We start from the raw sequence: 18,191 nt of genomic DNA, 5'->3' as shown, positions 1-18,191 counted from the left end.
GCAATATTTGATATACGTACAAAACGTATTGCTTAACGCAACTTGTATGTGTCAGGCTGAGCGGAGTCGAAGCCCACGTTCCAATTGGAGCGCCCTTCGACTCCGCTCAGGGTGACAAGCTTGTTGTATCTTCTGTGCGGTTACGTTGCGTTAGACGCACTACGGTGCGTCTCTACAGATATACATGGTGTATTATCTAATTGACAAATTTTCTAATTATCTAATTAATTCAAGAAACCACTTTATAAGTCGGATCTTCAATCACATTTACTTTAATAACAGCATCAGCATTTTTCAGCAATTGTCTACAGTCTTCGCTTAAATGTTTTAGCTCCACTTTTTTATTAAGCTCATTGTATTTTTTCGTCAGATTATTTAAAGCTTCGATGGCTGACATATCAGAAACACGGCTTTCTTTAAAATCGATTATAATATGATTCGGATCGTTCTGAATATCAAATTTTTCAAAAAAAGCAGCAGTCGAACCAAAGAATAACGGACCATAAATTTCGTAATGCTTTATTCCATTTTCATCAATATAATGTCTTGCGCGAATTCTTTTGGCACTTTCCCAAGCAAAAACCAAAGCGGAGATAATTACCCCAATTAGAACCGCCAAAGCAAGATTGTGCAGTACAATGGTAATAAGAGCAACTAGAATTCCAACAAAAATATCATGTCGCGGCATTTTATTAATAATCCTGAAACTTGCCCATTCAAAAGTGGTAATTGCCACCATCATCATTACACCAACTAAAGCTGCCATTGGCAATTTTCCAATTACAGGCGCTCCAAAAAGAATAATCAATAAAATAGTCAAAGCACCGATAATTCCCGAAAGTCTGGCTCTCGAACCTGCACCAAGATTAACTAAAGTCTGTGCAATCATTGGGCAGCCACCCATTCCGTAGAAAAAGCCATTTAAAATATTCGAACTTCCCTGCGCGATACATTCTCTGTTACTGTTTCCACGTGTTCCAGTGATTTCGTCGACTAGATTTAGCGTAAGCAAACCTTCAGTCAAACCAACCGCAGCAACAATTACCGAATACGGAAATATAATTTTAAAAGTTTCGAAAGAAAATGGAATATTTGGAATATGAAATGGAGGAAATCCGCCTTGAACTGAAGCGATATCTTCTACCGTTTTGGTTTCGATATTAAAAACAATTACCAAAGCAAAAACCACCATAATAGCAACCAAAGAAGCGGGAACGGCTTTTGTAATCTTTGGAAAAACTAAAACAATCGCAATTGTCAGCGCCACCAATCCCAGCATAATGTATAACGGAGTTCCCTGAAGCCAAGAAACCTGACCATTTACAACCGTTTTAAACTGCTCCAATTGCGACATAAAAATCACAACTGCCAAACCGTTTACAAAACCGAACATAACGGGCTGTGGAACAAGTCTAATAAATTTACCCAGTTTAAAAAGTCCGATGCAGATTTGGACAACACCGCCAAGTGCGACGGCAGCAAAAACATATTCTATTCCGTGCGACTTCATCAGGGCGATTAAAACAATCACGGTTGCTCCTGCCCCGCCCGAAATCATTCCAGGTCTTCCTCCAAAAATAGCTGTAACCAATCCGGCGATAAAAGCGGCATACAATCCAACCAAAGGCGGGAATCCTGCTAAAATAGCAAACGACAGCGATTCTGGAATCATGGTCATTGCCACAGTTAAACCTGCTAAAATTTCGTTTTTATAATTGACTTTTTGGCTAAAATCGAAGAGTTGGAACTTTTTTTTCATGGCGCAAAATTAGAAAAATAATACGCAAAAAAGAACAAACCTTTTATATGATAAAAAGCGGAAGAAACCTCTAAAGGAATAAACAGCTTAATTAGCTTAGCTGTTCGAGAAGAAGAAGAATAATGGAAAGAATGAAATCTATCATTTCTGTTTTTAGTTTTGAAGTTACAATATTACACAAAATACTTACAAATAATACAAATACGGTAGCGTATTTACACCTGATTTAATCCAAAAGACATAAAATTATTCCAAGCGTTCGCAAGTATAACCTAAACCGCAGACCTCATTCATAACAGTATCATATTGCAAATCAACACCTTCTACTCTTAATATTTTATCGCAGTCTTCCAGATCAAAATTAATTTGATACTCAGGAAACTGATTTTGCATAACTGCTATAACATAATCTCGATCCGATTCTTTCTGGATATTTGTTTTAAAAATTTCCACAATCCTCTCTGCTTCTTGTAATTCTTTAAACTGGTACATTTTTATTTTTTATTAAAAAGCTAGTTCAAAAATAAACCACAAACTCCTATTGTAACAGTACTTTTATACCAATGGCGTATGATTTATACGAATGGCGTTGGTATAAATTATTCTTGATAAATGCTTACAAACTATACGATTATATTATTTTTGCCGCTATGACAATTGCAAAAATCTACCAGAATTTTTTTCTACGAAACTTAATTGTAAATACACTAGTTTATTTGGTCATTTTGGCCTGCATTTATGACGAAATAAAACTCGAGGGACACAGCTGGTCTTATATTCTCAGCAAAATTGCAGTTGGCTATTTTCCTTGTATTGTTTGGATTACGGTTTTCAACATCTGCATTATCAATCCGTTTTTATTTCATAAAAAGTTTAAAATCTTTTTCACGCTTTTGGCAATCTATTGGACTGGTTTTTACTTTTTTATGAATTGGTTTTTCCCGCTTGTCGGATTAGGAAATTTAAAAACTCTTCAAATTGTATCGCTTATCATAAACGGCTGTTTCTTTTATTTTCTGCATATCGTTATCACCAAAAAAATGAGTCAGGTCGATAAAGATATTATGAATTTTAAATCGGAACTTTCGTTTTTAAAACAGCAGCTGAATCCGCATTTTTTATTGAATGCCATGAACAATCTTTACGGAGAAGCTTTGGCAGAACCCGACAAAGTTCCCGATCGAATTCTGAATCTTTCGGATATGTTGCGTTATCAGATTGAAGCTTCTAAAAAAGATTATGTTTTAATGCAGGAAGAAATTGCGTTTATCAAAAAATATATTGAATATTACACCTTTAGAAATGAAAGACTGAACGTAACACAAAATATTGAAGGCGTTCATGATCAAATCGAGATTCCGCCTTTGTTCTTTCTGCCTTTGGTAGAAAATGCGGTAAAGTTTTCTGCCGAGACAACTGAACCTTTTATTAATCTGGATTTGAAAGTAAGTTGCCGAAGTTTGTGCTTTACTTTAAAAAACAATTGCCTCGATACAGAATCAAGGCTTTCGAGCACAGGAATCGGAATTGAAAACCTAAAAAGACGTTTGGAAGTTTACGGTTTAAGACACAATTTGAGCTGTAAAAAAGAAAAAAACATGTTTATCGTAAAACTGAGTATATGGCACTTACCTACCGCTGTCTGATAATTGATGACGAATCGCCGGCGCATAAAGCCCTGATTTCGCACATCTCCAAATTTGACGAACTAGAACATTCTGGCAGTGCTTTTAATGGTATGGAAGCCATAAAATTGCTTAACGAAAACCAATACGATATTATTTTCCTCGACATTAATATGCCCGTAATTTCGGGTGTAGAATTAATGGAACTTCAGCCCAACCGTCCGCTTACGATTGTTACAACCGCTTATTCTGACTATGCGCTTTCGGCTTATCAAAATGATGCGATCGATTATCTGTTAAAACCGATTTCTCCAGATAAATTTGCCAAAGCGATAGAAAAAGCCAAAACCTATTTTTCTGGAAACAGTCTGAAAAAAGAAGCTCCAACCAACGCAAAAATCTTTTCGTACCGCTTAAACGGACAAAATATAGATATGCCTCTTTGCGATATTCTCTATATCGAAAGCCTTGGCAACTACATGAAACTGTACAGCACCAAACTCAATTTACCGCATATTATTTACGGTTCGCTCTCGAGTATTACTTCAGAAATTGACGCTGCTAATTTCGTACAAGTACATCGCTCGTATATTGTAAATACAGAAAAAATAGCAAGTGTAACTTCGAAAACATTAACCATGTGCAATAACGAAATCATTCCTGTGGGAAGGAAATATCAGATTTTATTAAATAATTTGATAATTAGATAATTCTTGAAAAGCTCAACTTTTTTGATTAGGCTTTTTGTTTTCTATGGAGTTGTAAAATGACGCGCATAAGCTAAAAACAGGATACAAAAAAAAAGAGACTTCATAAAAGTCTCTTGTTTCCATTTTTATGATATCGTAAAAACGTTATTTCCCATTAAGCAACTTTTCCAAATAAGAAATCTTCTCTTTTTCGGATTCTAACAATCGCTCATAAAGCTTTTTATTTTCATCATAAGATTCAATCAACTTTTCGATTGGATTAAAAGTTGGTTGATATTGGAAAAAAGAAGAATAATCATGATTGTTAACTGTATTTCCAATTATGTTGAACACAGCTTCCTCAGAAAAATTCTTAATCGCTTCTGCAGAAACGCCTAAAACTTCTGCGATTACATTTAGTTTTTCGTCGTCTATGGTTTCGCTTCCTTCAATATTAGAAACAGATTGCTGGCTAACACCAATGGCAATAGCTAGTGCTTCTTGTTTCATACCTCTAAGCTCTCTAATTCGGCTAATATTTCTGCCAATGTGTTTTGGTTTTGTTGCTGTGCTCATAATTCAAAGATATTTAAAATTCTTTAAAGTTTTTAGTTTCAAAAAATCAAAATATCCTCATCATTTTTTACTTCTAAACAACACAGCAAGTACTCCAGTTGACCATAAAGCCAGAAAAATTAAAACAGGCTGAAAAAACAATCGTATTAAACGCGCCTGATCGGTGTCGAGTCCGAAGGCAGAAGTTCCGTTTAGATATTGTGCTATATTTCCAGGGAAAACTAGAACGTAAAATAGTGCCAGCGCTATTCCAACTTTCACTTTATATTGGGTTAAAAATACCATTGCCAAACCTAAAATAATTTCGACAATTCCAGAAAGTATCACCACCAAATCTTTGTCTAAAGGAACCCAATTGGGAACCTGCGCTTGAAAATCTGTTCTCTGAAAAGTAAAATGTCCGATGGCAGCTGTTATCATAAACAATCCCAAAAATATTCGAATAAAGTTTTGAAGCTTTGAAGTTTTTATATATTCCATATGTAAAGGCTTTTTTAAATAAGTTTCATCAAATTTACAGGAAATAAAGTGAGATTTTTGTATATTCTTAACAGCATTTTTATTTAATATCCATATCAAATTTTAGTATAAACAAAAAAATATTTCATTTTAGTCATCAGAGATTTTGCTTATCAGAAACCATTTTTTCTACGTTTAGACCCCTCTCAAACTATCCAAATTCACGATTTTGTTAATTCTTTTCTTAAAAAAAACGACGAACTAAGCAATTTTTCCTACTTAATTATTTAAATTCGCCGCTTAACCAAACCACTAAGCCATTAAACCCAATGACCCTTTTTAATTTCTTTAGAAGATCTAATATAAAATGCCCCAGATGTCTTGGAAAAAGATTTGTTGATTGGGATGATATTCGCCGTTTAAACCGACAATTAAAATGGGTTCCTGCACCATGCGCCTATTGCGATGCAACGGGAAGAGTCCCCAAAGAATTGCTTTCTAAAGTCGCTGTCGACTGTATGTACCTCACCATCGATTTGCCAGAATCTGTAATCGAAAAAATAAAAGAAGGCGATCACGAAACTGTTGAAAAAGGAAAACAACGCGAACTTTTTGTCGATCATCTTATACAATACGCTGAACATCATCACTTCACTCAAAATCTAGATGCAGAAAGTATTGCCAATTTGTACTTAGAGTCCGAAGCTGAAAAAGCTTCTTTTGCTGTAACTAGGCAAGAATTAATAAAATACATTCAAGGCGTAATCGAACTAAAGAAAACGGTAGTACAATAGCATTTGCAAATCGACTACTAAAATTCTTCAGCCATCTACAAAAACAGGTAAAAACACCTATAGCCACCATTTTATTTAGTGGTAATATTGTAGTGAATAATTTTTGTTTCTAAAAAGTTTTCTTGTTGAGAACTTCTTAATTTTTTGTCACTTTTTTTTTGGAACAGAAAGTGGAATTTCAAGTCGCTGGTACCGATTGGAAATTTCACTTTTTTTTATGGTCTGACCGCTTTTTTTTAACGCAAAGCACGCTAAGATATTTCTGTTTGGAGCGCGAGCGATATCTAGATATTAAGTTCGCAAAGCTTTGTCGATAATGAACTTTTACATTTTTTCTAACCGCTAAGAACGCTAAGTTTTCTTCTCGCAGATTTAGCAGATCTAACAGATTTTATTTTTATCTCCTTAATCTGCAAAATCTGCGAGAAACCATTTTACCACAAAGCTTTGCGAACTTTTGTATTTTCTCTAACCGCTAAGCACGCAAAGAATTACGCAAAGTTCGCAAAGTTTTTCTCTCGCAGATTTAGCAGATCTAACAGATTTTATTTTATCTGCTTAATCTGCAAAATCTGCGGGAAACTATTTTACCACAAAGCTTTGCGAACTTTTGCAGTTTGTAAGCCTCGCATAAAAAATTCTTAGCGCACTTTGCGTAATTCTTTGCGTGCTTAGCGGTTAAAAAAACTTTTCGATAATCAATTTCAAAGAGTATTTTTGCTTCTCATAAAAGCCACGAAATAAAAGTCCAAATGACTAGAGAACATTATATTCCGTTTAACAAAGAATTTTTACTGGAACAGCAAATTGCTGCTTTTGCTGAAAATCCTAAAAAGGTTACTGATTTTAAGAAGCTATTCGAAATTATCGAACATTATTATCATTACGAATCTTTTAATCTTAATCGAAATCTAAAACAGCATTATGCGCTCTACGATCCAGATTTAAGCGAAAAAGAACGGGAGCAGTTTATCAATAAAAGCGATTTTCCTGTTTTTAAGGAAACTTTGCTGAAAGTTTTGGAACGTGGCAATTATTACAGAATCAACCAAGAAGCTTTAAACGAAGCCTTCCATGAATCTGATTTGGTCGGACTGCATCTTTCTATCGATTTTAATGCTTTTAAAGATTACGAACTTTACGCGCGCGGGCATCATAAAGCAAAAGAAAAAGTCAAAAAGTACTTTTTCTGGACCAAAGAAGTTGAAATTGAATATTATGACCGAGTTCTGATTTACCTGAATTATAGCGAAGCCGATTATTTTAAGCAGAAGAAAGTCAAATTAGGAAAAATGCCAATCGACCCAGGTTCTATAGCTTTAAAAATTTTTAAGCGCGTTCCTAAAAACGATCTCGAAACGGTTTTTCCAAATGCCATTCCGAAAATGTCCCTCAAGGATAAATTACTGCTTTGGGTTCCCGGTGTTTTTGGTGGACTTTCGTTATTAAGTGCCAAAGTGATTCCGGCTTTGATTAATATGTATGAAGCGTATCAAACTGGCGAAACCATCGATTTATTAAACAGTAAAACTTCCTTAAATCAGGGTTTAATTGCGTTGGGAATCTTAGGAGCGTACTGCTTTCGCCAATACAATAATTTCATAAACAAAAAAATTCGCTATTCTAAAACGCTTTCAGACAGTTTGTATTTTAAGAATGTCGGAAACAACAGTGGTGCGTTTTATTCTCTTCTAAATTCTTCTGAAGAAGAAGCTTTAAAAGAAACTATTCTGGCTTATACTTTTTTACACGAAAGTGAAAAATCTTTAACCGCAGACGAACTAGACCATCAAATAGAATCTTGGTTTAAAACAAAATTAAATGCCGATTTGGATTTTGATGTAAACGACGCTTTATTAAAACTAAAAAGCATAGGTTTAGGCACAGAAACTGATGGAAAATGGAATGTTGTCCCGCTTGATGACGCGCTTGTTGCCATTGATGAATTATGGGATAATGTTTTTCAATACAGTCAGAAAGCCAATTCTTTAAAATATTAAATAATGTATACTTACAAATGTTCTTGCTGTGGAGAAGTTTTTGACCAGATGCCATTGTGTTTTGGCAATGAATTTCCTGCTTATTATTTTACCATTCCCCCAGAAGAAAGAGAACAGAGAATTGAATACGGTGGAAGTTGGTGTTATGTCGATGAAGAACATTTTTTTCATCGTGGCAGATTAACGATTCCGATTATAGATTACCACGAAGATTTGGTTTTTAATGTATGGACTACCATAAGCGAAGATAATTTCTGTCTGCGAATGGATTTATGGGAAGATCCAAACCGAGTAAATCAGGAACCTTATTTTGGCTGGATGCAGACCAATGTTCCCACTTATGGCGAAACTTTATCTTTAAAATCAATGGCAATTGAACAAGGTTTAGACTTAATTCCTGAAATAAAAATGATTGAAGAAAATCACCCGCTAACGATAGATCAGGAAAACGGAATTACACTCGAAAAAGCCATTGCTATTGTTGATGAAATAATGAAAATACAGCACGGTAAAACCTAAAAGAAATTTCATTAGATTTACGCAACTAACCTTAAAACCACAAAAAATGAGAACATTAGACCAATGGTTTGCAGAATATGCCGTAAGTCATCAGAACCCCAAAAACAAAGCGATACATTATATTTGTGTACCTGCAATTTACTTTTCGATCGTTGGTTTACTTATGAGTATTCCGAGTGCGATAATTTCTAACACACTTCAATTAAACGCTCCTATAATAGAAAACTGGGCTTTTTTAGTTTTGCTTTTTGTTCTTATTTTCTACATTCGATTATCTATTTCGATGGCTATTAAAATTGCTATTTTTTCTATTCTCTGTTTAATTGTCAATTATTACATCTCGCAATTTGTTCCGTTATGGATTTTCTCGCTTGGCATTTTTGCATTGGCTTGGATCGGACAATTTTACGGCCATAATATTGAAGGAAAAAAACCTTCATTCTTAAAAGATCTTCAGTTTTTATTGATTGGCCCAGCTTGGGTTGTTGAGAATTTGTTTTCGAAGAAATAAATGGTTTCACTCCAAAAAAAATTTTGTCCAGTCTTGACGAACAATTAAAATAAGGATTCTCTTATTTTTTAAAATAAAAATGTATTTTTGATTTACCAAAACTAAATTTATGATACAGTTAATCTGGGGAATACTAAACGTTACATTGTTTTTAGGGCTCTTTGTTTTTTCTGCAAAAAAAGCAGCAGAGATTCGTCAAAAAGTAGGCTTACCTGTTGCAATTCTTTTTTCTTTTTTTGCTTTATCTTTTGTTACGAGACCGAAGAATGAAGAAAAAGATAAAAAATTTGAATTTGAAAACAGAGAGACAAAAACGCAGTCTTTAAATCGTGACACGTTTATTTCAGACATTATTCTTGAAGATGATGTGTGCAGCAAATTTAAATTGAATGCAATTACTGATGGCGAAAATGTACGTTCAGCATTAATTAGAAGAACTGGTTTTCTAAGTGGAACAGAATGGTCTACATTATACATCGATATCAATAAAACAGAAAAGAAAGGTGTTTTTCAGTATCATGTTGGAGGAACTAAAAGATGGAGCATTCTTGGAATTGATCTATATCAAGAATATAAAGAATTTGAAGGAATGAAAGAATTTAAACGAACTTCGTTTTAACTTTCTTTTCTTTAAAGTCAGTAGTATAAAATATAAGGACAAATGAAGATTTTTATCTTTTTTGTCCTTTATTATTTTAAAAAACATTTTGAAGCAGCTTATAAATTTAATCTATAAATGAGAAAATCCATTATTACAATTACGGCTCTAATTTTACTTTCTTCTTGCAAACAAACGGAGAATAAAAGTATTGCCGACAAAACAGAAGTAAAGAAAGACAGTACTAAAATTCAAAATTCTGTACAAACAGCATCATCAGACTCTGACTTGCTTCAATTATTTACTAAAAGGAAAAATGAAGTTGTGCTTCAATTAAAATCATTGCCTAATAAAGAAGCTGCAAACGCGTTATATGAAAAATATTTTGAAGAAAACGGCAATTTATTACAGCAAATCGCTGGAAAAGAAATTGGAATATTAGAAAAATTCTATAATGAAGACGAAGCCGACAAAAAAGCAGTACAACTTCTAGGCGAAAACCTTTCTAAACATCAATTGCGTTATTGGGAAATTGGAGAAGGATATGTTGAAATTGAGCCCCTACCCGATTTCTATTACAAGATTTTTAAAGATTATGTGACAGACGATTATAAGGACTATTTGCAATTAAAGAGTGAAGAAAACAAAACACTCTATTCAGCAGATGCGGGACTTGCTATATCTTTTAAAGATTTGGGCGACAGAATAATTTCTTGGGAAAATTTTATGGCTAAATATCCGAATTCGAAATTAAATCCATCTGTAAAAGAAGAATACAAAAATTATCAAATGGATTATCTAATAGGTCAGGATAATACGCCAACTAGAGAACGAGCAACAGAAGAAAGCTACATTTATCCAGAGAACATTCAGGAGTTTAACCGTTTTCTAAAAAAACATCCCAAAAGTGCTACTGCTCCTTTGGTTCATTTGTTTATGGAAAACTTTAAGAACGAGAATATTATTGATGTTTTAAGAGCAGAACAGAATAAAGTGTAAATAACTAAATCGAAATTTTTAATTAACTATTAATACTAAAATCATGGAAAATAAAAAACCGATTACATTTGTTTTTTGGATTATCGCAATCATTTTGGGCGTAGTCTTATTTAAGCAATTTGATTTTAAAAGTTTAAAATTTGAAAATCCTGCATTGGCAGTTATCTATATTGTGGTGTTTGTGTTTTCAGTTTATTACATCATTAAAAATTCTAAAAAGTAGATCGAATAAGATTCGAATTTCGTCACATTGAATTATAAAAACAACTACTAAACCCTTTATGATATGAGAAAAATAATTGTTTTATCGATGTTGTCATTAGATGGAGTAATGCAAGCTCCTGGAGGACCTGAAGAAGACCAATCTCAAGGTTTCAAATTTGGAGGATGGACTGTGCCTTATGGTGATGAAATCTATGATAAAGCTGTACAAAAAGAATTGCAGCCCGCAGATTATCTTTTGGGAAGAAAAACATTTGAAATTTGGGAAAATTACTGGCCTGATCATGCCGAATTTTGGCCGAGTATTAATGATGGAAACAAATATGTTCTTTCTAAAACCCGAGAAAAATCAGACTGGAAAAATTCTATTTTTATCGAAAGCCTTGATGAAATAAAGAAACTTAAAAATTCTGAAGGCAAAGACATTCACGTTTGGGGAAGCAGCCAACTTATTCATCTTTTATTAAAAAATGATTTGGTTGACGAACTTCGATTAAAAATTCATCCCTTACTGCTAGGAAAAGGAAAAAAGCTTTTTGATGATAATGCAAATCCGTCATCTTTTATTTTGACAGATAGTACCATTACTTCAACCGGAGTAATTTTAGCCAATTACAAACGAGATGGAGAAGTCAAAACTGGAAATACTATTGTTTAATTTAAGTCTGTTTGGTGATTTATGAAATAAAATTCTATTTTGAAAATAAAAACTTTGACGTCAGACAGATATACCACATTTGACGTTACTATTCTCATGCTCTCAAAGATTTACACCAATTAATCTAAGGCAAAAGCCAAAATTTATCATAAAAAATAATCCAAAAAAATTATAGAATGGAATTGAATTTTAAAGATTTTCCTAAACTAATTACTGAAAGATTGCTACTAAGAAATATTGAAAACACTGATGTTGTTTTAATTCATAAATTACATTCTGATGTTATGGTAAATGCTTTCGTTGGAAGAGAGAATTCATCAAACTTAAAAAAAGCAGAAGAATACATCATTAAAATACAAAATTTAGTAGCGAAAAATGAATGCATTTATTGGGTTATAACAGAGAAAGGAAATAACGATCTAATTGGTTCCATTTGTTTATGGAATTTTGATGTTGAAAATGAAATTGTAGAAATAGGATATGAAATGTTGAGCGAATTTCAAGGTAAAGGCATAATGACCGAAGCAATCAAAAAAATTATAGAATATACGTTTGAAAAAATAAAAGCAAAAATAATAACTGCTTTTCCGTCTTCTGACAATATTAATTCTGTATCAATATTAAAAAAATTAAACTTTGAATTGGAGCATAAAAAATATAATAATAAGCATGAGAATATAAAAAATCTGGTAACTTATACTTTGAGAAATAATCAAACAGAAAACAGAAATAAATGATTACTATAAATCAAAACGATATAGAAAATTCTAAAAAAAGAAATATAATACTTACCATTTTACTCTCAATATTTCTAATAGCCGATTTCTATACTTTGAAAACAATTTTAGATTCAAACCCGAATAATGATTTAATCGATCTTAGCGAAAAATTAAATTATTTTTATGTCATCTTTACAATACTAGATTTGTTGTTTACATTTTTCCTTTTTAAATGGAAAAAATGGGCTTTTTGGGGAACTTTCACAATTAGTATTTTAACCTTTCTGCTTAATTTATATGTTGGTGTAGAAATAATTACATCTCTTTTTGGATTAGCAGGAGTAATACTTTTATATGCTTTACTTCAATTAAGATCTAAAAATGTTTCAGGTTGGAAAAATCTAGAATAAAAACTACCTACTCATAACAGCTAAAAAAAAGCCTGAGAATCTACATTCTCAGGCTTTTAAAATTTATAGTGACCTTGACGGTACAGAATTCGAACCATTTAGCGGAAGATTTAAAGATTTTGAATGAAACTCATCTTTAATTTATCTGTTGTGCTGTGAGTAGGTTCATGGCTTGTATGTCATTATACCAAGACATTTTCATCATTGAACTAGCCCTGTTAAGTATGCCTACGTTTGACTAATATCATATACTTTTTAGATTCATTAAAAATATCTAATAGCCATTAATATTGAGTGATTTTGTTTTCATGTGCCGGCTCTAAACTAATTTGATGTTATATTCTAATGAACTTAATTTGATGTTCGAACAGGTCTAAAATCAATTCATTTTCAGATAATTCGTATTTAATATTACTTGGAAAAGTATCGTTTTGCCAGATCAAAATTTGATTCTTTGATAATTCAAACCTTCCCATTTTTATTGAAAAATAACCATCACCGCCACTTAAGTAATTTACGGGGATTTCTACATGACAATTTCTTTTGTTATCAATTTGCAAATCCAAAGTAAATTTTAGATGACCTTTTATTTCAATAGCGTCAATCCAATTGCTAAAATTTGAATTGTAGTTTAAACCACTATATTTATTCTCTGAAATCCAATTTCCATTTAATAATAACATAGTATCGTAAATACTTTTTGAAATTTTATTCAATTCGTTTAACACCATTTTTTTGTCAGAGCTAATTTCAATTAGTTTATCAATAAAAGCTTTGGTTTTAGAAATTTCTAAAAGTTTACTCCATTCTGGATTCTGAATTTCGAAGAGTGAAATTCGCTTCTGGTATATAATTTCATTTTTACCAACTTCACTGACAACCAGAAAATTTAATTCTTCCGTCAGGTCAATACCAAGTACATATTGATGCCAATATTCCATTGGTATGAGTTCCGCACCCCTTCCTATTTCTATATATTTACTTTGCTCTGTCATTTTTTTTTAGAAATTCAAATATATAAATTGTAGCAATCTGTCAAGTTTTTTTTAGAAAACTCTTTTACATTTAATTTTTATTGAAAAATAAAGTCAATTTACACGACAAGTCAATCTTGTAAAAGCTAATATGATAAAGTGAACTTAATAACTTTGTTTTCAATATGCAAATAAAAAGTTACTCCAGAATTTTAGAGACTTGACGGAGTTCGAACCAAAATTTGCCGTAAACACTGATGTTGTAAAAATTAGATAATAATTTTTGAATCAAAAAAAGCCTGCAAAATATACACTTTGCAGGCTTTTAATTTTTATAGTGACCCCGGAGGGGTTCGAACCCCCAACCCTCAGAGCCGAAATCTGATATTCTATCCAGTTGAACTACGAGGTCAAGATTTTTAAATCTTCAATTTTTTAAATTCCAAATTCCAATTTTAAGCTTGGAATTTGGAGTTTTATATTGAGTGATCCAAATTTGGAATTTGGAATTTATTTATTGGAATTTTTAAGACAACAGTTTTTTAACGATTGTCGAAATGGTTTTCCCTTCAGCAGTTCCACCTAATTGAGCAGATGCTAATCCCATTACTTTACCCATTGAAGCAATTCCAGAAGCTCCTGTTTCAGCAATAATTTTTGCAATTACAGCTTCTACTTCTTCTTCGCTTAATTGAGCTGGTAAAAACTTCTCGATTACAGCAACTTGAGCCAATTCTGGTTCTGCTAAATCTGGACGGTTTTGCTCTGTAAAGATTCTTGCGCTTTCTTTACGAGTTTTAACCAATCTCTGAAGTAATTTAATCTCTTCTTCCTCTGATAAATCTTCTTTAGATCCTGAAGCAGTTGAAGCCAATAATAATTCTGATTTAACAGCTCTTAATGCTTCTAAAGCTACAGTATCTTTTGCTTTCATGGCGTTTTTAATTTCGTCCATGATTTGTGTTTGTAAACTCATGTTTATGTTTTATTTAAAATAAGCCAAAGCCCATTAATTGATATGTTATTTTGAAATTTGTTCTCGACTTGTTCATCCTGAGCGAAGCCGAAGGGCTCGAACTGACAAAAGAATTAACTTAAAAAGTTTAGTAAATAAGTCAAATTTTGAAATTCTGTGCGAAGATAAAAAAAATAACCCGAAAATTAAATCCAATTTTCGGGTTACCCAATATTATGATTCTAAAATTAATCTACGTTGTCGTGCAAAAATGAATTGTTTGAACGCAATTGTAAATCATTGTTACTGTCTGTTCCAACAGAAATTCTAGAATTTGTATTATTAGATTGCGAATTAGACAAATCTATTCCCAATCTTTTGTAAGCTGGTTCTTTTTCCAACTCATCAATTCTAGAAACATTGTTATGGAATTTGTAGTTAAATTCTTTTAGTTTCTTTCTTCTTTCTTCAGCTCTTAAACGCAATGTTTCTTCGATAGTCAATTCTAAAGGAGAAACTTCAGAAGTTGTAGAGAAATCTGGCTGGCTAGCAAAATCAACTCTTGGCTTCAATGTGATGTTTAATTCCTCTGGAATAGTATCTTCAACTACTTTTTCAACTGGTTTAGAAGCCAATAAATCATTTTCAACTTCCATATATTCCTCTAGAGAATATTTGATGATACCGTTGTCTGAAACTTCAGTTACTGGTACAAATTGTACTGGATCGTTTACTTTAATTTCGCGAGTTTCATTGGTCAATTCAAACAACACTCTATTATCTTCAACAACTGGCTCTCTTTTTACAGGCTCTTGTTTGAACAAAGGAAGATCAAAAGAGAAAGTTGTTTGTTCTTCTCTTTCAAAAACTCTTTGCTGCTGAACTGGCGGCTGCTGTATTTGCTGAATTGGTGTTTCAGGAGCTGAAATTGTAAAATCGATATCTGTAATTGGCGAAACAATTTCGAAAGTTACATCTAAGTTTTTGATAAACTCAGACATTACCACTAACTCTTCCTGATTGATAGCTGGAGCAACAGCCTGTACAGGAGTTGGAGTCGGTGCAAATGTTTCATCTTCATCTACCAATTCGAAAACAACTTTATCTTCTACTTTTGCAGTAGGAGTATCCGTTGTTAAATCAAAAGATGTAAGTGGTCTGTTTGTTAAATTATGAACACTTCTTTGTTCATCTTCTAACGTATGAATGATTTTCTTTGGTTCTGTATTTACAATTTCGTTTTGCTGTTCTACATCAAAACCTGTAGCAATAATAGTTACAGCAATAGCTTCACCAAGAGTTTCGTCTTCACCAACTCCCATGATGATATTGGCATTGTAACCTGCTTCTGCTTGAATGTGATCATTGATTTCTCCAATTTCGTCAAGAGTAATCTCGTGAGCTCCAGAAACGATAAGCAACAATACGTTTTTGGCACCCGTAATTTTATTGTCGTTTAACAACGGAGAATCTAAAGCCGAAACAATCGCTTCTTTTGCTCTGTTTTCACCTTCTGCTACAGAAGATCCCATGATCGCAGTTCCACTGTTTGACAAAACAGTTTTTGCATCACGTAAATCGATATTTTGAGTATAGTGGTGCGTAATTACTTCGGCAATACCTCTAGAGGCTGTTGCCAAAACTTCATCCGCTTTAGAGAATCCTGCTTTAAAACCAAGATTTCCGTATACTTCTCTTAATTTGTTGTTATTGATTACAATTAAAGAATCGACTTGCTTACGCAATTTCTCGATTCCAAGAATTGCCTGTTCCTGACGCACTTTCCCTTCAAATTGAAATGGAATAGTCACGATACCAACTGTTAATATTTCTCTCTCTTTAGCCAATTGAGCAATTACCGGAGCTGCACCAGTTCCAGTTCCTCCACCCATACCAGCCGTAATAAATACCATCTTAGTATTTCTATCCAACATTTTTTCAATGTCCGAAATACTTTCGATAGCCGACTGCTGTCCAACGTCTGGGTTTGCTCCCGCTCCTAACCCTTCTGTTAAATTAACTCCTAACTGAATCTTATTAGGTACTGAACTATTTTGAAGCGCTTGCGAATCGGTATTACAAACGATAAAATCTACGCCTTTAATACCTTGTTTGAACATGTGGTTAATTGCGTTACTTCCGCCTCCACCTACACCTATTACTTTGATTACATTTGATTGATTTTTTGGTAAATCAAATGAAATACTTCCAAATTCTGAGTTGCTCATCATCTTTTTGGTTTTTTGAAATTCTTATTAAGTACATTTTTTACTTCATGACTTGGGGCCAGAAAGTAATCCTTCTCTTTTTATTCTAATTTATTCTGCGTTGTCTAAAAATTCTTTGATTTTGTCGACATATCGATCAAAAAATGATCTTCTTATTTTTGTTTCTGTAGATTCGTTAGATACCTTTTGGCTTACCGCTTCTCTAGTATCTTCAATAGTTTCTACTTTCTCAACGTAGTTTTCTTCAACTTCGTATCGCTGCACTGGCGGAGCCGTTCTATAAACCACTTTTGGCTGTTCTTGAACTAATTCCATTCTAACAGCACTTTGCGAACTGTTTTCGATACTGTTCATTACTAATCCTACTGCAGTTGCAAATAACGGACTAGAGATTTCTTCACTAGAGTTACCTGCCAAATGCTCGTTCGGATAACCAATTCTAGTATCCATTCCTGTAATATATTCTACCAATTGTTTTATGTGCTGCAGCTGTGCGCCACCACCTGTTAAAACAATTCCTGCGATTAGTTTTTTACGAGGATCTTCGTGTCCGTATGCTTTGATTTCTGCAAAAACCTGTTCTACAATTTCCACTACTCTCGCATGGATAATTTTAGATAAGTTTTTAAGCGAAATTTCTTTCGGTTCTCTTCCTCTTAAACCTGGAATCGAAACAATCTCGTTATCTTTATTTTCTCCTGGCCAAGCCGATCCGAATTTTACTTTTAAAAGTTCAGCCTGTTTTTCGATAATCGAACAGCCTTCTTTAATATCATCTGTAATTACATTCCCTCCAAACGGAATTACAGCAGTATGGCGAATAATACCATCTTTGAAAATAGCCAAATCTGTTGTTCCGCCTCCAATATCGATAAGCGCAACACCAGCTTCTTTTTCTTCCTGACTTAAAACAGCATCTGCAGAAGCTAATGGTTCTAACGTTAATCCAGACAATTCAATTCCTGAACTCTGAATACATCTTCCCACGTTTCTGATTGAAGACGCTTGCCCTACCACAACGTGAAAACTAGACTCCAATCTTCCACCATACATACCAATTGGTTCTTTAATTTCAGATTGTCCGTCGATTTTAAATTCTTGCGGTAAAACGTGAATAATTTCTTCTCCTGGAAGCATGGCCAGTTTATTAACCTGATCGATTAAAAGCTGAATATCTTTTTCGCCAATTACTTCTTCCGGATTATTTCTGCTGATGTAATCTGTATGCTGAATACTTCTGATGTGCTGTCCGGCAATACCCACAACCACATCTTTAATTTTATATCCAGAATTATTTTCTGCTTCGATTATAGCCTGCTGTATAGACTGAATCGTCTGCGTAATGTTGTTTACTACTCCTCTGGCAACACCCAAACTTTTGGATTTACCAATGCCCAAAATCTCCAACTTACCATATTCATTTTTTTTGCCGATCATGGCAACGATTTTGGTTGTTCCAATATCTAGACCTACTGCAATGTTATCTTTTTCCATTT

20 protein-coding genes and 1 tRNA gene are annotated in these 18,191 nt (G+C 33.3%); 12 read left to right on the top strand and 9 right to left on the bottom strand.

Features of this window, described 5'->3' with window-relative positions:
• Positions 1-229: 229 nt before the first annotated feature.
• Both ACWA1F_RS11835 and ACWA1F_RS11830 read right to left on the bottom strand, forming a co-directional pair.
• Complete coding sequence (locus tag ACWA1F_RS11835) at positions 230-1,759, bottom strand: SulP family inorganic anion transporter (RefSeq protein ID WP_456893912.1); 1,530 nt, start codon at positions 1,757-1,759, stop codon at positions 230-232.
• 246 nt (positions 1,760-2,005) lie between these two features.
• Complete coding sequence (locus ACWA1F_RS11830) at positions 2,006-2,251, bottom strand: hypothetical protein (protein WP_456893911.1); 246 nt, start codon at positions 2,249-2,251, stop codon at positions 2,006-2,008.
• A gap of 71 nt (positions 2,252-2,322) precedes the next feature.
• On the opposite strand from ACWA1F_RS11830, the gene ACWA1F_RS11825 reads away from it, so the two are divergent.
• Together ACWA1F_RS11825 and ACWA1F_RS11820 are read left to right on the top strand one after the other, a co-directional pair.
• A complete protein-coding gene (locus tag ACWA1F_RS11825) occupies positions 2,323-3,405 on the top strand; it encodes a sensor histidine kinase (protein ID WP_456893910.1) in 1,083 nt (360 codons plus the stop codon).
• A complete protein-coding gene (locus ACWA1F_RS11820) occupies positions 3,381-4,094 on the top strand; it encodes a LytR/AlgR family response regulator transcription factor (protein ID WP_456893909.1) in 714 nt (237 codons plus the stop codon). The genes ACWA1F_RS11825 and ACWA1F_RS11820 overlap by 25 nt, the downstream gene beginning before the upstream one ends.
• 144 nt (positions 4,095-4,238) lie before the next feature.
• Here ACWA1F_RS11820 and ACWA1F_RS11815 read toward each other — a convergent pair whose 3' ends face one another.
• Complete coding sequence (locus ACWA1F_RS11815) at positions 4,239-4,649, bottom strand: helix-turn-helix domain-containing protein (RefSeq protein ID WP_456893908.1); 411 nt, start codon at positions 4,647-4,649, stop codon at positions 4,239-4,241.
• Positions 4,650-4,709: 60 nt separating this feature from the next.
• Entirely contained in the window at positions 4,710-5,129 is a 420-nt protein-coding gene (locus ACWA1F_RS11810) for a DoxX family protein (protein WP_456893907.1), read from the bottom strand.
• A gap of 308 nt (positions 5,130-5,437) precedes the next feature.
• Between ACWA1F_RS11810 and ACWA1F_RS11805 the strand changes: the two genes are divergently transcribed.
• From ACWA1F_RS11805 to ACWA1F_RS11760, 10 genes are all read left to right on the top strand, one after another.
• On the top strand, positions 5,438-5,902 hold the full coding sequence (locus ACWA1F_RS11805; RefSeq protein WP_456893906.1) for a hypothetical protein: 465 nt from the start codon (positions 5,438-5,440) through the stop codon (positions 5,900-5,902).
• Positions 5,903-6,654: 752 nt separating this feature from the next.
• Positions 6,655-7,902, top strand: coding sequence for a TMEM143 family protein (locus ACWA1F_RS11800; RefSeq protein WP_456893905.1), 1,248 nt, complete (start codon positions 6,655-6,657; stop codon positions 7,900-7,902).
• A gap of 3 nt (positions 7,903-7,905) precedes the next feature.
• A complete protein-coding gene (locus tag ACWA1F_RS11795) occupies positions 7,906-8,421 on the top strand; it encodes a DUF2199 domain-containing protein (protein ID WP_456893904.1) in 516 nt (171 codons plus the stop codon).
• A 46-nt stretch (positions 8,422-8,467) separates the two neighbouring features.
• Positions 8,468-8,932 (top strand): Mpo1 family 2-hydroxy fatty acid dioxygenase, encoded by a 465-nt coding sequence (locus tag ACWA1F_RS11790; protein ID WP_456893903.1) that lies wholly within the window; start codon positions 8,468-8,470, stop codon positions 8,930-8,932.
• A 109-nt stretch (positions 8,933-9,041) separates the two neighbouring features.
• Positions 9,042-9,551 carry a hypothetical protein gene (locus ACWA1F_RS11785; RefSeq protein ID WP_456893902.1) on the top strand — a complete coding sequence of 170 codons (510 nt, stop codon included), beginning with the start codon at positions 9,042-9,044 and terminating at the stop codon, positions 9,549-9,551.
• 117 nt (positions 9,552-9,668) lie between these two features.
• Positions 9,669-10,529: a hypothetical protein gene (locus ACWA1F_RS11780; protein ID WP_456893901.1), complete on the top strand. Its 861-nt coding sequence runs from the start codon at positions 9,669-9,671 to the stop codon at positions 10,527-10,529.
• A 43-nt stretch (positions 10,530-10,572) separates the two neighbouring features.
• Positions 10,573-10,752 carry a hypothetical protein gene (locus tag ACWA1F_RS11775; RefSeq protein WP_456893900.1) on the top strand — a complete coding sequence of 60 codons (180 nt, stop codon included), beginning with the start codon at positions 10,573-10,575 and terminating at the stop codon, positions 10,750-10,752.
• Between the two features lie 63 nt (positions 10,753-10,815).
• Positions 10,816-11,409, top strand: coding sequence for a dihydrofolate reductase family protein (locus ACWA1F_RS11770; protein ID WP_456893899.1), 594 nt, complete (start codon positions 10,816-10,818; stop codon positions 11,407-11,409).
• A gap of 176 nt (positions 11,410-11,585) precedes the next feature.
• A complete protein-coding gene (locus ACWA1F_RS11765) occupies positions 11,586-12,146 on the top strand; it encodes a GNAT family N-acetyltransferase (protein WP_456893898.1) in 561 nt (186 codons plus the stop codon).
• Positions 12,143-12,538 (top strand): hypothetical protein, encoded by a 396-nt coding sequence (locus tag ACWA1F_RS11760; protein ID WP_306160839.1) that lies wholly within the window; start codon positions 12,143-12,145, stop codon positions 12,536-12,538. The genes ACWA1F_RS11765 and ACWA1F_RS11760 overlap by 4 nt, the downstream gene beginning before the upstream one ends.
• Positions 12,539-12,873: 335 nt before the next feature.
• Here the strand turns inward: ACWA1F_RS11760 and ACWA1F_RS11755 are convergent, their stop codons facing one another.
• The 5 genes from ACWA1F_RS11755 to ftsA all read right to left on the bottom strand — a co-directional run bounded on the left by ACWA1F_RS11755 (position 12,874) and on the right by ftsA (position 18,189).
• Positions 12,874-13,533, bottom strand: coding sequence for a hypothetical protein (locus ACWA1F_RS11755; protein ID WP_456893897.1), 660 nt, complete (start codon positions 13,531-13,533; stop codon positions 12,874-12,876).
• Between the two features lie 317 nt (positions 13,534-13,850).
• A tRNA-Arg gene (locus ACWA1F_RS11750) sits at positions 13,851-13,924 on the bottom strand.
• Positions 13,925-14,038: 114 nt separating this feature from the next.
• Entirely contained in the window at positions 14,039-14,488 is a 450-nt protein-coding gene (locus tag ACWA1F_RS11745) for a GatB/YqeY domain-containing protein (RefSeq protein ID WP_306160842.1), read from the bottom strand.
• A gap of 227 nt (positions 14,489-14,715) precedes the next feature.
• Positions 14,716-16,698, bottom strand: a complete 1,983-nt coding sequence (gene ftsZ / locus ACWA1F_RS11740; protein WP_456893896.1) for a cell division protein FtsZ — start codon at positions 16,696-16,698, stop codon at positions 14,716-14,718.
• A gap of 87 nt (positions 16,699-16,785) precedes the next feature.
• The gene (ftsA, locus tag ACWA1F_RS11735; protein ID WP_306160846.1) at positions 16,786-18,189 is read right to left on the bottom strand and encodes a cell division protein FtsA; all 1,404 of its coding nucleotides are present in this window, start codon (positions 18,187-18,189) and stop codon (positions 16,786-16,788) included.
• Positions 18,190-18,191: the final 2 nt, after the last annotated feature.

The organism is Flavobacterium erigeronis (genome assembly GCF_054075165.1).
The sequence above is the reverse complement of the archived record's forward strand: the minus strand, read 5'-3'. Positions and strand labels throughout refer to the sequence as shown.